Raw genomic sequence first — 14,428 nt, forward strand, 5'->3', positions numbered from 1 at the left:
GCGTCAGACCTCGTCGTAGACGACTTCGAGGGACGGCTTCACGACCTGCGCCGTGCCGCACATGTCCTCGAAGGTGGCCGGGACCAGGGTGACGCCGCGGCCCACCGCCTCGCCCTTGAACAGGCCCAGCAGACCGTCTTGGGAGAGCGGAGTCGGGTGGTTGGCCGCCGCGTCGTGAACGTTCTGGGCGAGATCCGCGAAGAGCGAGCCCCACCGGCTCTCGGGCCGGCCGATGATCTCGTAATTCGCGCTCTTCTTGCGGATGTCGTCGTCGGCCGGGATCGAGGCCAGGACCGGGATGCCGACCGCTGCGGCGAAGGCCTGGGCCTCGCCGGTGCCGTCGTCCTTATTGATGACGAGGCCGCCGACGCCGACGTTGCCGCCGAGCTTGCGGAAGTATTCCACCGCCGAGCAGACGTTGTTGGCGACGTAGAGCGACTGCAGGTCGTTCGAGCCGACGACGATGACCTTCTGGCACATGTCGCGGGCGATCGGCAGGCCGAAGCCGCCGCAGACCACGTCGCCGAGGAAGTCGAGCAGGACGTAGTCGAAGCCCCATTCGTGGAAGCCGAGCTTCTCGAGAAGTTCGAAGCCGTGGATGATTCCGCGTCCGCCGCAGCCGCGCCCGACCTCGGGGCCGCCGAGCTCCATAGCGTAGACGCCGTCGCGCTTGAAGCAGACGTCGCCGATGGCGACCTGCTCGCCGGCGAGCTTCTTCCTGGTGGAGGTCTCGATGATGGTCGGGCAGGCGCGGCCGCCGAACAGCAGCGAGGTCGTGTCGCTCTTCGGGTCGCAGCCGATGAGCAGGACCTTCTTGCCCTGCTGGGCCATCATGTAGCTGAGATTGGCGAGGGTGAACGACTTGCCGATGCCGCCCTTGCCGTAGATCGCGATGATCTGCGTCTCCTTGGTGGCGGAGACGGGGGCGGGATCCGGCTCGATGGCGGCTTCGGCGCGCAGGAGAGCCGCTCCATTCAGCTGCATGTTCATGAAGCGGCTCTCCAATCGAGGATCATCTTCAGGCATTCGGGCTCGCCGAACGCAGTGCGGTAGGCCGAAGGCGCGTGCGCCGCCGGTTCGCGATGGGTGATCAGGCCGTCGAGGGAGAGGCGACCGCCCTCGATGAGGGTGAGGACCGCCGCCAGATCTTCCGGCCGCCATTGGGCGGCGACGCGGATGCGGGCTTCGCGCAGGAAGGCCGGCGGAAAGGCGAAGGAGAGCGGCGCCTCGTAGAAGCCGGCGAGGACGATCTCGCCGTCGGGTGCGAGCCGCCCGATCAGGGTGTCGAGGATCGCGGCGTCGCCGCTGACATCGGTGATGGAGGCGTAGTCCCGGCGCTCGTCGGATTCCGGATGCATCACCGCGTAGCCATGCGCGCCCGTGGACCGGACCGCATTGGTTTCCCACACCACCGGCTCGCCGCCGGCGATCCGCGTCAGCCGGGCGAGGAGCCGACCGAGCACGCCGTGGCCGACGATGAGGGTGCGGCCCGAGGCGGTCGGGGACAGGGCATGATAGGCGGTGGCGGCCAGCGCGATGAGGATGCCGTGCTCGCGCAGATCCGCATCGATGGGGACGAGGCGGGAGCCTTCGCTGACGAGACGGGACGCCGCGCCGCCGAACAGTCCGCGCACCGGGCCGAAGCAGCGGGCGCCGGGAACGAAGACCCGCTGGCCGACGGCGAGACCCGAAGCCGGGCCGGCCTCGACCACCTCGCCGACCGACTCGTAGCCGGGGACCAGGGGATAACCCATGCCCGGGAAGGGCGGCATCCGGCCCGACCAGAGCAGGCGCTCGGTGCCGGTGCTGATCCCGCTCCAGATGGTCTCGACCACGGCATCGGCGACTCCGGGAGCGTCGATGGGAAGTTCGGTGAGCGACAGATTCTCGGGCTGGCGGAGAAGGACGGCGAGAGCGTTCATCTGTGTCGACCCTCCCTTTCCCTCGATACCGGCCTGACCGCGATCGTCTCGCCGCGGCTCAGATGTGTCATCCTAGATAGACACTTTTTTTCGTCAAGCCTTACTTACGATGATCGGTGTCAATTCGTTGGCACACCAGCAATCGCGTGAGCAGGGGGCGCCGTGTGGCGATCTCGCGACACTCGCGGAAGCCGGCCTCGGTGAGGAGTGCCGTCAGCTCGACGGGTGTCCGGCAGCGCCCGCTTCCCATCGCCAGCAGGTAGAAGCCGAAATATGCGTCCGCGATCGGCTCGGCCCCCGCCGTTCCCGCCATCGGTTCGGCGAGAAGGAGCATGCCGCCATCGGGCAGGGCGTCATGGGCGGCGCGCAGCAGGTGGCGGACCGTGTCGTCGTCATGGTCGTGGACGACGCGCACGAGGGAGATGGCGTCGGCGCCCTTCGGCAACGGATCGTTGCGGAAGCTGCCGCCGCACGCCTCGGCGCGGTGCTCCAGCCCTTCGGCGGCGAAGCGCTCGGCGGCGCGGGCCGCCACGGCCGGCAGGTCGAACAGCCTGACGGCGAGGCCGGGATTTGCCCGCATCGCCGCGCGGAGAAAGGCGCCCTCGCCGCCGCCGACATCCATCAGGAGGCGATGCCGGTGCAGCGGATAGGCGTCCAAAATGTCTTCGGCGATGAGGGATTGGGACGAGGCCATGAGGGCCGAGTAATCCGCCACCGATTCGGCCCGGATGGCGCCGCCGTCGGTCATTCCCGCATAGGGCCAGTAGGCGGCGAGCCGGCTCGCCCCACCCTCCCCGCGCAGGAGCGCCACCGGATCGTGCAGATCCTCGTAGAGGAGAGCGTGGTGCTCGATCATCGCCGCCACGGAGGGGTTGCCGATCAAGGCCGCGCCGAGATCGGCCAGGGCGAAGCGCCCGTCGGGCAGGCGCTGCAGCAGGCCGAGCGACGCGGCGGCCTTGAGCAGGCGCAGCGCCCGCTCCGGCCTCAGGCACGTCCGTTCGGCCAGGGCCGGGACAGTGAGCGGACCGGGCGCGAGGATCGCGAACAGGTCGAGCCTGATGCAGGCGAACAGGGTCTGCGAATAGACGAAGCCGGCGCAGAGATCGAACAGGGCGCGGGTGTTCCGCTGCGCGATCCGCCTCGTCGGCGGAAAGCCCGCGGCCCAGCGCTGGAAGGCCGGATTGGCGATGGTGCGGTTGCGGAAGGAAAGCCAGCGCTCGCGCCAGGATAGGGCTCGTGTCCCTCCCCCCTCTGCGGGGGGAGGGTTCGCGTCAGGCGCGGAAGCCGCGAGGAGCATCGGAGCGAGCTCCGCTCACGCCAACTCCCGGGCCAGGCTCGCCGGCAGGAACAGTCGCGTCTGCGCCTCGATCTCGGCGCGCAGGATATCCGCGCCGGGGCAGGCCGGGATCACCTCCATGGCCTCGCGCACCAGGCGCTTGAGGCGGGCGAGCGCGCCGCCCATGCCGAGCAGGGCGGCGGCGTTCGGCCGGCCCAACGTGGCGTCGCGGCCCACCGGCTTGCCGACCTCTTCCTGTCGGCAGGCGACGTCCCGCAGGTCGTCGGCGACCTGATAGGCCTCGCCGAGACATTCCCCCAGCAGCCGCCACGGCAGGGCCTGGGCCCCCGCCGCCGCCGCGCCGGCGACGGTGGCCGCCGCGAACAGGGCCCCGGTCTTCGCCTGCTGGTACTCGGTGAGCCCGACATTGCGCTCCGATTCCCAGGCCTGTCCGGCGACGATGCCGTTGGGCGAGCCGACCGCACGGGCGACGAGGCCGACGAGGGAAGCGAGCCGGGCCGGTGAGCGTGCCGCTCCGCGCGCCAGGGTCTCGAAGGCCAACACGATGAGGGCGTCGCCGGTGAGCACCGCCAGCGGCTCGCCGAAGGCCACGTGGACCGAGGGCTTCTGCCGGCGCGTCGGCGCATCGTCGAAGCAGGGCAGGTCGTCATGGACCAGGGAGGCGCAGTGCAGGAGCTCGATCGCGGCGGCGGCGGCATCGGAGGCCGCCGGATCGTCGTCGCCGCAGGCGCGGGCCACCGACAGGCACAGGCGCGGGCGGATTCGGTGGCCGCCGGGAAACACCGCGTAGCGGATGGCCTCCGCGAGAAGGGGCGGTGCGCCGGGCGCCTCCGCGTGGGCGACGGCAGCGTCGAGCGCCTGCTCGATCCGGCGGTTGGCATCCATGAGCGCCACTCCCGTTGTGTTTTTCTGTTGCCATTTGAAAGTGTCAGATAATATTGACACTCGTCAAGGCTGAAACGGTTGACGGGTCGAAACGGGGGATGGAGTGACGGCGCAACGGGTGGCGGTGATCGGTGCAGGAATCGGCGGGCTGGTGGCGGCCCTGAGGCTCGCCCATGCCGGGCTCGACGTCACGGTGCTGGAACGCGGGCTCCGGCCCGGCGGCAAGATGCGCAGCCTTCCCGTGGACGGCCTGCGGGTAGAGGCCGGCCCCACCGTCTTCACCATGCGCTGGGTCTTCGAGGAGATCTTCTCGGAATGCGGCGCCGACCTGTCGGACCGCCTGGCGCTGAGCCCGGCCACGATCCTCGCCCGTCACGCCTGGGGGGCGGACCAGCGCCTCGACCTGTTCGCCGATCACGAGGCGTCGGCGGCGGCGATCCGCGCCTTCGCCGATGCCGGCGAGGAGGACGGCTACCGCCGGTTCCGCGCCCGGGCGGCGGAGGTCTATGGCACCCTGGAGGGGCCTTTCATCAGGGGGGAGCGGCCGAGCCCCATCGATCTCGGCCGCCGCGTCGGCCTCGCCGGCCTCGGCGGCTTGCTGCGCATCCAGCCCTTCACCACCCTGTGGAGCGCGCTCGGCGACTATTTCCGCGATCCGCGCCTGCGCCAGCTGTTCGGGCGCTACGCCACCTATTGCGGCTCCTCCCCCTTTGAGGCCCCGGCGACGCTGATGCTCGTCGCCCATGTGGAGAGCCAGGGCGTCTGGCATGTGGAGGGCGGCCTGAGCCGGCTCGCCGCCGTCATCGCCGATCTCGCCGAGGAGCGCGGCGCCCGCATCCGCTACGGTGCGCATGTGGCCGGGATCGCGGTGGAGGGCGGGCGCATCGTCGGTCTCGACCTCGCCGATGGCGAGCGGATCGCGGCGAATTGGGTGGTGTCCAACGCCGATGCGGCGGCTCTGGGCAAGGGCCTGTTCGGCGCCAGGGCGGCGCGGGCGGTCGAGGCGGTGACGCCGTCGGACCGTTCGCTCTCGGCGGTGACGCTCTGCGCCAGGGCCCGGACCTCCGGCTTCCCGCTGGTGCGGCACAACGTGTTCTTCTCCCGCGACTACGCCGCCGAATTCGCGGCGCTCCGCGCCGGCCGGCTTCCCGACGACCCGACCGTCTATGTCTGCGCGCAGGACCGCGCCGACGACGATTCGGCCCTCGGCGCGCCGGAGCGCCTGCTCTGCCTCGTCAACGCCCCTGCCCTGGGCCTGGAACGCCCGCTCGATCCCACGGAGATCGCCTCATGCGAGACCAACCTGCGTCGCAAGCTGACGGAATGCGGGCTGACGATGGAGGCGTCGCCGGGGGCGGTGACGACCGATCCGGCGGGGTTCGAGCGGCTGTTCCCGGCGACGGGGGGCGCCCTCTACGGCCGGGCCTCGCACGGCTGGATGGCTTCGTTCAAGCGGCCCGGCGCGCGAACGGCTCTGCCGGGTCTCTATCTGGCGGGGGGCAGCATCCATCCGGGGCCGGGGGTGCCGATGGCGGCGCAATCGGGGCGGATCGCGGCCGACAGCCTGCTGGCCGACCTGAGCCGGACGGGCCGCGCTTCGACACGCCGGTGGCAAGGGACGGCTACGTCTGGTGGTATGTCGACGCCCTGAGCGAGGACGGGCGGCAGGGGCTGACGATCATCGCCTTCATCGGCAGCGTGTTCTCGCCCTACTACGCCCTGGACCGCAGCCGCGACCCGTTCGACCATTGCGCCGTGAACGTGGTTCTCTACGGGGAGCGCGCCAACCGCTTCTGCATGACCGAGCGCGGCCGCGACGCGGTGAGCCGGGATGCATCGCACATCCAGATCGGTCCGAGCGGGCTCGAATGGGACGGGACGACCCTCACCATCACCCTCGACGAGGTGACGGCACCGATCCCTTCGCGGGTCCGCGGTACGATCCGCCTGCGCCCGAACGGCTTCACGGGGCAGACCTTCACCCTCGACGCAACGGGCGAGCACCGGTGGTGGCCGATGGCCCCCTCCTCCCCGGTCGAGGTCTCCCTCGACGCGCCGTCCCTGTCCTGGCGCGGGACGGCTTATTTCGACACCAACCACGGCGACACCGCCCTGGAGCGTTCCTTCAGCGACTGGACCTGGTGCCGGGCCGACCTGAAGGATGGGTCGGCGATCCTCTACGATGTCCGCCGCCGCGACGGCAGCGGCCAGAACCTGTCCCTGCGCTTTGCCGCCGACGGCACGCGCCGCGACATCCGCCCGCCGCTTGCCGCCGCGTTGCCGCCGACGCGCCTGTGGCGGATGCCGCGCTCCACGCGCAGCGACGATTCGGTCTCGACGATCGTGCGCACCTTCGAGGACACGCCGTTCTATGCCCGCTCGCTCCTGGCCTCGACCCTCGACGGCGAGAGCGTGCGCCCCGTCCACGAGAGCCTCTCGCTGGACCGGTTCAGGAACCCGCTCGTGACGTTCATGCTGCCGTTCCGGATGCCGCGGCGAGTGGGATGATCGCGGGCGGCGTCAGCCCGTATCCTGTCTGCTGTCCGGTTGGCGGCGTTCCTCGCGCTCCCGGTCCGCCCGGATGCTCCTGCGCACCACGATCAGCTGCCACACGGCCAGGCCGATCAGGAGCAGTTCGAGGGCGGTGGAGGCGATCACGGCGCGGGGTCGTCCGCAGCGGCGCGCCGCGCGGCCTCGTCCCGATCCTTGCGGATGCCGCGCTTGACGACGACGAGCTGCCAGATTGCCAGCCCCAGGGCCAGGGCGAAGACGAGGCCGATATCGAAGGCGGCGAAGAGATGGTCGCTCACGAGGGCGCGGGTTCGCGGCCCAGGGCCTCGCGCTCGCGCAGGGTCTCCACCAGATCGAGCACCCGCGCGACCTGGGCCGGGACGTTCCACCAGGGCGGGATCGCGGAGGCCTTCACCGGCCGGGCGGTGACGGCCTCGATCAGGAACAGGATCTCCGGCAGCGGCGGCTCATGCAGGGCCGCCCTGTCCTCCGTCGCGACCAGGGCGCGGCCGAGGAGCGCCAGCTTCCTGCGCCCGTCGACGCGGGCGCGGCGCGAGACCGAATCGTATCCGGCCCGCTCCACCTCGCGGCCGATCTCGGCATAGATCAGCCGTGCGGCGCGGATCGCCGGGCGGCAGGCGGCCGGCAATCCGGCGATGCCGGATTCCGAGCGGGCATAGAGCAGGTCCGCCGCCGCGAGCAGGCGGGCGACGACGCGCCCGAGGGCCGGCGTGAAGCCGGGCTCGCGCAGGAAGGCGTCCGGATCGATGCCGGCCTCCCGCAGCCAGGATTGCGGCAGGTAGAGCCGGCCGGCCCGCGCGTCCTCGCCCACGTCCCGGGCGATGTTGGTGAGCTGCATGGCGACGCCGAGGTCGCAGGCACGGGCGAGCACGGCGGGATCGCGCACCCCCATGATCAGGGTCATCATCGCGCCCACCGAGGCGGCGACCCGCGCCGCATAGGCGGTGAGATCCGACAGGGTCTCGTAGCGGCGCCCGGTGGCGTCCCAGGCGAGGCCCTCGATCAGCGCGGCGGGCAAGGCCTGCGGGATGGCGTGATCGGAAACGATGTCGGCCAGCGCCCGGTCCGCCGGCGCGTCGCAGGGGCGTCCCTCATAGGCGCGGGCCAGCCGCAGCTGGAGCCGCGCGACGGCGGGGCGGCGTCCGCTCTCGGCGACGTCGTCCACCGCGTCGTCCGAGAGGCGGCAGAAGGCGTAGAGCCCGAAGGCGGGCCTGCGGATCGCCGGCGGCAGCAGGGCGGAGGCGGCAAAGAAGCTGCGCGACCCGGTGCGGATCGCCGCGCGGCAGGCGGCGTGGTCCTCCGCATCCGCATGGGGGATCGCCCAGAGCGGGGGCCGGGACAACTCAAGCGAAGACGCGCGCATCCGGCACCACGGTATCGAGAATTCGGGCGGAGGAGAGGACGCCGGGCAGGCCGGCGCCGGGATGGGTGCCGGCCCCCACGAGATAGAGCCGGGCGACGTCCTCGGAGGCATTGTGCGGCCTGAACCAGGCCGATTGCGTCAGCACCGGCTCGAGGCCGAAGCCAGAGCCGCGAAAGCTCAGGAAATCCTGTGCGAAATCCTCGGGCGTCGTCACCTTGGAGGTGACGATGGACTCCGACAGGCCCGGCATCACGGTGGCATCGAGATGGCGCTCGATCGCGCGCCGATAGGCCTCCGCCTCCACGCTCCAATCCTGGCCGCCGGCGAGGTTGGGCACCGGCGAGAGCACGTAGAACGCGTCGCAGCCCGGCGGCGCGAGCAGCGGGTCCGTGGCGGTGGGGCGGTGCAGGTAGAGGCTGAAATCCTTCGACAGGACCTTGCGCCGGAAGATGTCGTCGATGAGCCCGCGATAGCGCGGCCCCATCAGGATGGTGTGGTGGGCGACGTCCGGGAATTTCCGGCTCGTGCCGAAATACCAGACGAACAGGCCCATGGAGGAATGCGACCTGTCGAGGCGCCGGTCGGTCCAGCGCCGCCGCACCCCGGCGGGCAGGAGGGTGCGGTGGGTGAAGGCGGAATCGGCGTTGGAGACGACGATGTCGGCGGCGATGCGCTCGCCGGAGGGCAGGGCCACGCCCGTGGCCGCGCCGTCCTCGACGACGATGCGGGACACGTCGGCCCCGCAGCGCAAGGCCCCGCCCTGGCCCTCGATCAGGCCCACGAGGCCGTCCACCAGCCGGCCCGTCCCGCCCATGGCGAAATGCACGCCCCAGCGCCGTTCGAGATGGGCGATCAGGCAGTAGATCGCGCTGGCCCGGAACGGGCTGCCGCCGATGAGGAGCGGATGGAAGCTGAAGATCGTCCGCAGGCGCTCGTCGCGGATATGGCTCGCCACCACGTCGTAGACGCTGCGATGCCCGCCCAGCCGAATGAGATCGGGCGTGATCCGCAGCATGTCGGAGATCGAGCCGAAGGGCACGTGGCCGAGCTGCTCGAACCCGACCTCGCAGATCGCCCGCGAGCGCTCCATGAAACGCTCGTAGCCGGCGACGTCCCCGGGCGAGAACCGCGCCACCTCCGCGCGCATGGCGTCGAGGTCGCCGCTGTAATCGAAGGTCGCGCCGTCCTCGAAGCGGATGCGGTAGAACGGCAGCATCGGCGCCAGGGTGACGTCGTCCTCCATGCGCCGCCCGCACAGGGTCCAGAGTTCCTCGAACAGGAACGGCGCGGTGACGATGGTCGGCCCGGCATCGAAGGTGAAGCCGTCCTGCCGATGCACCCGCGCCCGCCCGCCGGGCTGCTCCAGCCGCTCCAGCACCGTGACCCGGTACCCCCGCGCCCCGAGCCGGACAGCGGCGGCGAGCCCCCCGAAGCCGCTGCCGATCACCACCGCATGGGGGCGTCTGGCCGGCCGGGTCGAGGAGGTCGGCACATCGCTGAGTGTCAACATAGGATGACACTATCAGGGGGGAAATTGGGGATGCAAGCGCTGATTTGTGGGGGGCGATGCGAGCCAAGTTTCGAACGCTTCCAACACTCAGCTGACCTTAAGGACGCCCGCCTTTCAACAGGCTATCCGGCAGGCGGCGATGGCGTGGATTCCACAAATTTGGGACAGACCTGACCGCTGGCAAGGCGAGAAACAAATGTCGTAGATCGCCGATTCTGGGCTGCACGTCGACGCAGACTGAAGCGTTCCTACTTGCGCACAACAATTTTGTTGTGTAACTCTAACTCATGGCGAAGCTAGCGGTGATTTTGAACGAACGCGAAGCGCGTGAAGCGCGCGTACTTTCGGCTGAATTCGACAAGGCCCTATCTTCAGAAATGCTGTTTCGGCCGATCATTTCTGGCCTACCCCCCACAGTTGTTACCGGTTTTCGCAAAGCCATCGAGGCCCACAATAACGAACTACAGTCCCTGCTAGATGCCTATGAGGCAGCGAAGGCGGGGGATTATTCAGCTCTGCAGCGACGTGCCGGTAACGACCCTGGCCTTGGTCTAATCGTCGGCCGCATTGCGCGCGGGCTGACGCAGAAAGAATTAGGACGCAAGCTCGGCCTTAAAGAACAACAGATCCAGCGCTACGAAGCTGATCGCTATACAAGTATCAGTCTAGGAAATTTTCAGCGTGTTGCAAATGTACTGGGTATGCAATGGACATTGGGTTTGTCAGATTGGGCCGGTAGCGGATGGAATATTGCCAAGCAGATATCGGCAATTGAAGTAAAAAAAATCTTGAAGCATGCGCGAGAGAACGCATGGTTTGCGGTTCAGGACGTTGATGGTCCGGATGAGGAAGAAAGCTTTAACTATCTGCAGCGCTATGTTTCTAACCACATAGTAAAATATGGAACGCCGACCCTGTTGCGGACAGGATTTCACGTTGAAGACCACTCTGATGACCTGCTGCTGGTCGCTTGGCGCGCGCGCGTGACGCGCATCGCCGAAGAGATGCTAGTTAAACGGCAGCCTGAGTACAATCCGCTGGATATTTCCTGGCTGCTGGAACTGGTGCGGCTTAGCCGGCATGTTGATGGACCCGCTCGCGCGCAACAGCTTTTGCACAGCAAAGGGATCTTGCTAATTGTGGAGCGCCAAATTCCTGGCATGAAAGTCGACGGGGCCGCGTTTTTACTGAATGGAACGCCAGTGATCGGACTGACTTTGCGGCGGGACGCTCTCGACAATTTCTGGTTCACGCTGTTGCATGAAGTGGCGCACGTAATCCTGCACTATCGGGCGGGCTTGAACATTGGATTTTTCGATGATGCCGAAGCGGCCGATATCGACGAGGTTGAACGCGAGGCCAATGATTTTGCTTCCAATATGCTCATTCCGGATGAGAAATGGAAACGTTCGCCTGCACGCATCACGAAGTCGGCAGCCGTGGTCGAAAAATTTGCCCGAGAACTCGAGATTAATCCTGCGATAGTATTTGGCCGAATCCGCAAAGAGCGAGATGATTACACCATATTTTCTAGCGTTATTGGCGCCAATCAGGTGAGAAAGTACTTCACGACGGAGGGATAGAGCCTTGAAACTGAAACATGGTAAGTCGCTTCTCTACGTCCCTGCCCTTCGCCTTAAGCAAGGTGAGTACCGCGGGCTGTGGCGCTTGGCGCCAGACGTTGCAGACAAGATTCTTCCCCGCCTAGTTGTGCCCCCGCCGAAGGATATTGATCCCGAGCTCAAACGACTGCTGACGAAAGACGAAATCGTATATGGGACGGGCCGCCGGATCGCCGACAGCTGGCATATGCGCGAAGCGCTGCTGGATGTGACGTATCTGTTCAAGGAATTCGGTGAAGACGAAAGCGATCAGTGGCTTCCAAGGTTGTTCAGTGTTGCGCGGAGCAACCACGCCGACGTCATCCCTGTTCTGACGATTAAAGACACCCTTAGCGTCCGTGCCAGAGGGTTCAGCCAAGCTCTACGCGTCAATCAGCAGCTGAAGGCGGCCTTGCGCGTGACCTATGACGAGGTCGACAGCGAACTAGATGGCCGCCTTAAGGCAGCGTTGATGGTGCTGGGGCTCCAACCGCAGGATTGTATGGTTCTGATAGACTTTGCCGAAGCCGATTTTTCGGCGCCGGAGGTAGTCGCTGACGTCGTACAGGGCGCAGTCGAAGATTTGCAGCGGCTGGGCCGCTGGCAATCAGTGGTGTTTCAGGGGACAAATTACCCCGATAAAAATCCTGCTGTCGCCAGCGATCATTTTTTGGTGCCCCGGAATGAGTGGCTCGTGTGGCAGCAGGCCATCAAGCTGGACGCAAAATCGCCGGAACAGCTTGTTTTTGGCGACTACGGTGCCGACTGCGCGAAGTTTGATTTCAGAAAGGCTGGCGGCGGCATCCCAATCCGCCACTACCGCTATACTACGCCCGACAGTTGGCTGGTTGTGCGCGGCGCGGACACGGGCAAGAACGACGTGGTGATGCCTGACGTGGCGGCTCGGGTTGTCAGCAGCGGTCATTTTGCGGGTCGGGAGTTTTCATCGGCCGACGATGTCATTTTCCAAACGGCTAAAAGTTGGGTCGGCCCGGGCAACGGCACGACATGGCGCGAAATTAACACTGCACATCACATTACCCGCGTGGTTCGCGATATCGGAAAGATCAAAGGGATTACCTTCAGTGACCGGCCGGTCAGCACGCCAGCTGTGCAAATTTCTCTGTTTGAAAAATAATATTCTGCCACATCGACCATTACTTACGTGGCATGGCCGCAATCGACTCAGATTGATTCGGCGGGCGCCATGTAGCGCATTATGATAAACACTTGGCCATTAATGGATGCTTGCAACATATGATCCAGCACCATAGGCCTGACAATGGCATAGTACACATCGTCTTGATGGTTGGCGCAGAGCGTCAGACATTGGAGGCGGCGAGCGATCTCATCTCCAGGGCCGAGGCTGGCACAATGCGATGCGCCGCATCGTAAGGCTCCTCCATCGGCTTTTAAGAGCCGATGGGATGCTGTCTGAGTGCTCCGCAAAGCTGACAAAGAGATCTGTTCGTCGGTTTGTCCAGCGCGCCTACGGGGTCAGGCTCGATCGCCTGGTTGCGGGATCCTCCTCAAGACATGTTTGAGGACGGCGGCGCGTGGTTAGAAGCCGAATGGCCGCTTCCAGCCGGACCGTAAACTTCTGTCTTGGGCGCAGAGCCCCCAGCCCTCGCTGGCAGAATGGGCGTCCACGGCCCCACCTCACGGCGATACGCTAAACCCGACCCCCTCCCCCGTCACCGGAGCCATAGCGGCGAAAATCACCTCCGCCACCTTCTCCGGCGCCTCCTCATGCGCGAGGTGGCCGAGGCCGCGCAGCAGCTCCACGCGGGCGTTGGTCAGGCGCTTGCGCAGGGCGAAGGCGGTGTCGGGGGAGATCGCCTTGTCCTCGCTGCCGACCACGAGGAGCGTCGGCACGGTAAGGCGGCCGATGTCGCGGTCGAGGGCCGCGAGGTCCCAGTTCGCCATCATGCCGAGGGCGCCGGCCACGTGGCCGGGGTTGCGGAACAGGCGGCGGTAGAGATCGAGTCCTTCGGCATCGAGGCGCGAGCCGGTGCCGCGGATCAGGCGCTCGACCGCCGGGCGGTCGGCGGTCCAGGCGAAGACCTTGGGCGTGATCGGGTTGAGGAAGAGCAGCCGGGCCATGCTCGGGAACAGCACCGAGGCGAGGCCGGGGAACGGGGTGAGCGCGCCGTTGAGCGCCACCAGGAGGTCGGGCGCGATCCCGCCATCGAGGCAGAGGCGGACCAGGATCGCCGCCCCGGCCGAATGGCCGACGACGCCGCAGGGGCGGATGTCCAGTTCGCGCAGGAGGTCGCCGATGGCGGAGGCCATCCCCGGCAGGGACAGCCGCCCGGCGGGCAGCGGGTCGGTGAAGCCGTGGCCCGGTAGATCGGGGGCGACGATCCGGAAACGCGTCGCCAGGAGCGGCATCAGCCCGCGCCAGGAATGGGTGGCGGCGCCGGTGCCGTGCAGGAGGAGGAGCACCGGCGCCTCCGCCGCGCCCATCTCCTGCAGGTGCCAGGACAGGCCGGAGGCCGTGACGAAGCGGCTCGCCTGCCGGTGCGGCCAGTCGGCGCCCTCGCGCTCCCATCGGGGTCGGTCGGCGGCAGCGCGCATGCGGGGGACCCTATTCCGTCGCCGACCGGATCGCGGCGCTCATCGCCCCGGCATCGGCATGGGGCAGGGGCAGATAGCGCGCGCCCATGGCGGCGGCGAGGCGGCGGGCCGAATCCTGCGGCCGGGGCGCCGTGTCGATGAGGATGGCGCGGAGGCCCGCCGCGCGGAAGAGGCGGGCGGCGGTGAGCGAATCCTCGCCCGCCCGCTCCCGCCCCGCGATGCCCGAACGGGCGACGTTGGCCCTTCCGTCGGTGAGCATGACCACCACCGGGGTTCCGCCGCCGCGCCTCACCCCCAGCGCCACCTCTCCGGCGGCGTCGATGCCGGCGGCGAGGGGCGTCCCGCCCCCTCCGGGCAGGGAGGCGAGGCCGCGCTTGGCCCGCACCAGCGAGCGCGTCGGCGCGAGGATCAGGTCGGCGCCCCGGCCGCGGAACGCCACGAGGGCGACCTTGTCGCGCCGTGTATAGGCCTCGGCGAGAAGCAGCTCGACGGCGCCCTTGGCCTCGGCCAGCCGCTCCAGGGCGGAGGATCCCGACGCGTCGACGGCGAAGATGGTCGTGGTCTCGGTCCGCTGCCGGAAGTGGGTGATGCGGACGTCGTCCAAGCGGATGGCGAGGCCGGACGCCGATCCGGGCCGGTGCCTGATCCTCTGCCAGGGGGCGGCGGCGCGCAGCGTCGCGATGAGGTCGAGCCGGCCCCTGCGCGGATCGCCCGGCCGCGCGCCCATGGGCCGGCCGGAGC

14 protein-coding genes are annotated in these 14,428 nt (G+C 68.0%); 4 read left to right on the forward strand and 10 right to left on the reverse strand.

Annotated elements, in window-relative coordinates:
• Positions 1–3 precede the first annotated feature (3 nt).
• The 4 genes from ACFQ4G_RS15495 to ACFQ4G_RS15510 all read right to left on the reverse strand — a co-directional run bounded on the left by ACFQ4G_RS15495 (position 4) and on the right by ACFQ4G_RS15510 (position 4,104).
• On the reverse strand, positions 4–990 hold the full coding sequence (locus tag ACFQ4G_RS15495; RefSeq protein WP_238205715.1) for a chlorophyllide a reductase iron protein subunit X: 987 nt from the start codon (positions 988–990) through the stop codon (positions 4–6).
• The gene (gene bchC / locus ACFQ4G_RS15500; protein WP_238205717.1) at positions 987–1,922 is read right to left on the reverse strand and encodes a chlorophyll synthesis pathway protein BchC; all 936 of its coding nucleotides are present in this window, start codon (positions 1,920–1,922) and stop codon (positions 987–989) included. The genes ACFQ4G_RS15495 and bchC overlap by 4 nt, the downstream gene beginning before the upstream one ends.
• Before the next feature lie 100 nt (positions 1,923–2,022).
• Positions 2,023–3,219 carry an acetylserotonin O-methyltransferase gene (locus ACFQ4G_RS15505; RefSeq protein ID WP_238205719.1) on the reverse strand — a complete coding sequence of 399 codons (1,197 nt, stop codon included), beginning with the start codon at positions 3,217–3,219 and terminating at the stop codon, positions 2,023–2,025.
• Between the two features lie 15 nt (positions 3,220–3,234).
• Positions 3,235–4,104: a polyprenyl synthetase family protein gene (locus ACFQ4G_RS15510; protein ID WP_238205721.1), complete on the reverse strand. Its 870-nt coding sequence runs from the start codon at positions 4,102–4,104 to the stop codon at positions 3,235–3,237.
• A 103-nt stretch (positions 4,105–4,207) separates the two neighbouring features.
• Here ACFQ4G_RS15510 and crtD point away from each other — a divergent pair, with 103 nt between their 5' ends.
• Both crtD and ACFQ4G_RS15520 read left to right on the forward strand, forming a co-directional pair.
• Positions 4,208–5,755 carry a 1-hydroxycarotenoid 3,4-desaturase CrtD gene (crtD, locus tag ACFQ4G_RS15515; protein WP_238205723.1) on the forward strand — a complete coding sequence of 516 codons (1,548 nt, stop codon included), beginning with the start codon at positions 4,208–4,210 and terminating at the stop codon, positions 5,753–5,755.
• Positions 5,713–6,612 carry a carotenoid 1,2-hydratase gene (locus tag ACFQ4G_RS15520; RefSeq protein WP_238205725.1) on the forward strand — a complete coding sequence of 300 codons (900 nt, stop codon included), beginning with the start codon at positions 5,713–5,715 and terminating at the stop codon, positions 6,610–6,612. The genes crtD and ACFQ4G_RS15520 overlap by 43 nt, the downstream gene beginning before the upstream one ends.
• Positions 6,613–6,624: 12 nt before the next feature.
• Here ACFQ4G_RS15520 and ACFQ4G_RS15525 read toward each other — a convergent pair whose 3' ends face one another.
• Genes ACFQ4G_RS15525 through ACFQ4G_RS15540 form a run of 4 tightly spaced genes read right to left on the reverse strand, consistent with a single transcriptional unit; the run spans position 6,625 to position 9,509 of the window.
• Positions 6,625–6,762, reverse strand: a complete 138-nt coding sequence (locus ACFQ4G_RS15525; RefSeq protein WP_238205727.1) for a hypothetical protein — start codon at positions 6,760–6,762, stop codon at positions 6,625–6,627.
• Positions 6,759–6,914 (reverse strand): hypothetical protein, encoded by a 156-nt coding sequence (locus ACFQ4G_RS15530; RefSeq protein ID WP_238205729.1) that lies wholly within the window; start codon positions 6,912–6,914, stop codon positions 6,759–6,761. The genes ACFQ4G_RS15525 and ACFQ4G_RS15530 overlap by 4 nt, the downstream gene beginning before the upstream one ends.
• On the reverse strand, positions 6,911–7,999 hold the full coding sequence (locus tag ACFQ4G_RS15535; protein WP_238205731.1) for a phytoene/squalene synthase family protein: 1,089 nt from the start codon (positions 7,997–7,999) through the stop codon (positions 6,911–6,913). Before ACFQ4G_RS15535 ends, ACFQ4G_RS15530 begins: the two co-directional genes overlap by 4 nt.
• Positions 7,980–9,509 carry a phytoene desaturase gene (locus ACFQ4G_RS15540; protein WP_238205732.1) on the reverse strand — a complete coding sequence of 510 codons (1,530 nt, stop codon included), beginning with the start codon at positions 9,507–9,509 and terminating at the stop codon, positions 7,980–7,982. Before ACFQ4G_RS15540 ends, ACFQ4G_RS15535 begins: the two co-directional genes overlap by 20 nt.
• Before the next feature lie 287 nt (positions 9,510–9,796).
• Between ACFQ4G_RS15540 and ACFQ4G_RS15545 the strand changes: the two genes are divergently transcribed.
• Positions 9,797–11,092, forward strand: a complete 1,296-nt coding sequence (locus ACFQ4G_RS15545; RefSeq protein ID WP_238205734.1) for an ImmA/IrrE family metallo-endopeptidase — start codon at positions 9,797–9,799, stop codon at positions 11,090–11,092.
• 4 nt (positions 11,093–11,096) lie between these two features.
• Positions 11,097–12,248, forward strand: a complete 1,152-nt coding sequence (locus tag ACFQ4G_RS15550; RefSeq protein WP_238205736.1) for a beta family protein — start codon at positions 11,097–11,099, stop codon at positions 12,246–12,248.
• A 521-nt stretch (positions 12,249–12,769) separates the two neighbouring features.
• Here the strand turns inward: ACFQ4G_RS15550 and bchO are convergent.
• Positions 12,770–13,687, reverse strand: coding sequence for an alpha/beta fold hydrolase BchO (bchO, locus tag ACFQ4G_RS15555; RefSeq protein WP_238205738.1), 918 nt, complete (start codon positions 13,685–13,687; stop codon positions 12,770–12,772).
• 10 nt (positions 13,688–13,697) lie between these two features.
• The coding region (locus ACFQ4G_RS15560; protein WP_379040536.1) for a VWA domain-containing protein at positions 13,698–14,428 on the reverse strand (731 nt) is incomplete at its 5' end.

The sequence above is a fragment of the Methylobacterium marchantiae genome, from assembly GCF_042679825.1.
Lineage (GTDB): Bacteria > Pseudomonadota > Alphaproteobacteria > Rhizobiales > Beijerinckiaceae > Methylobacterium > Methylobacterium marchantiae.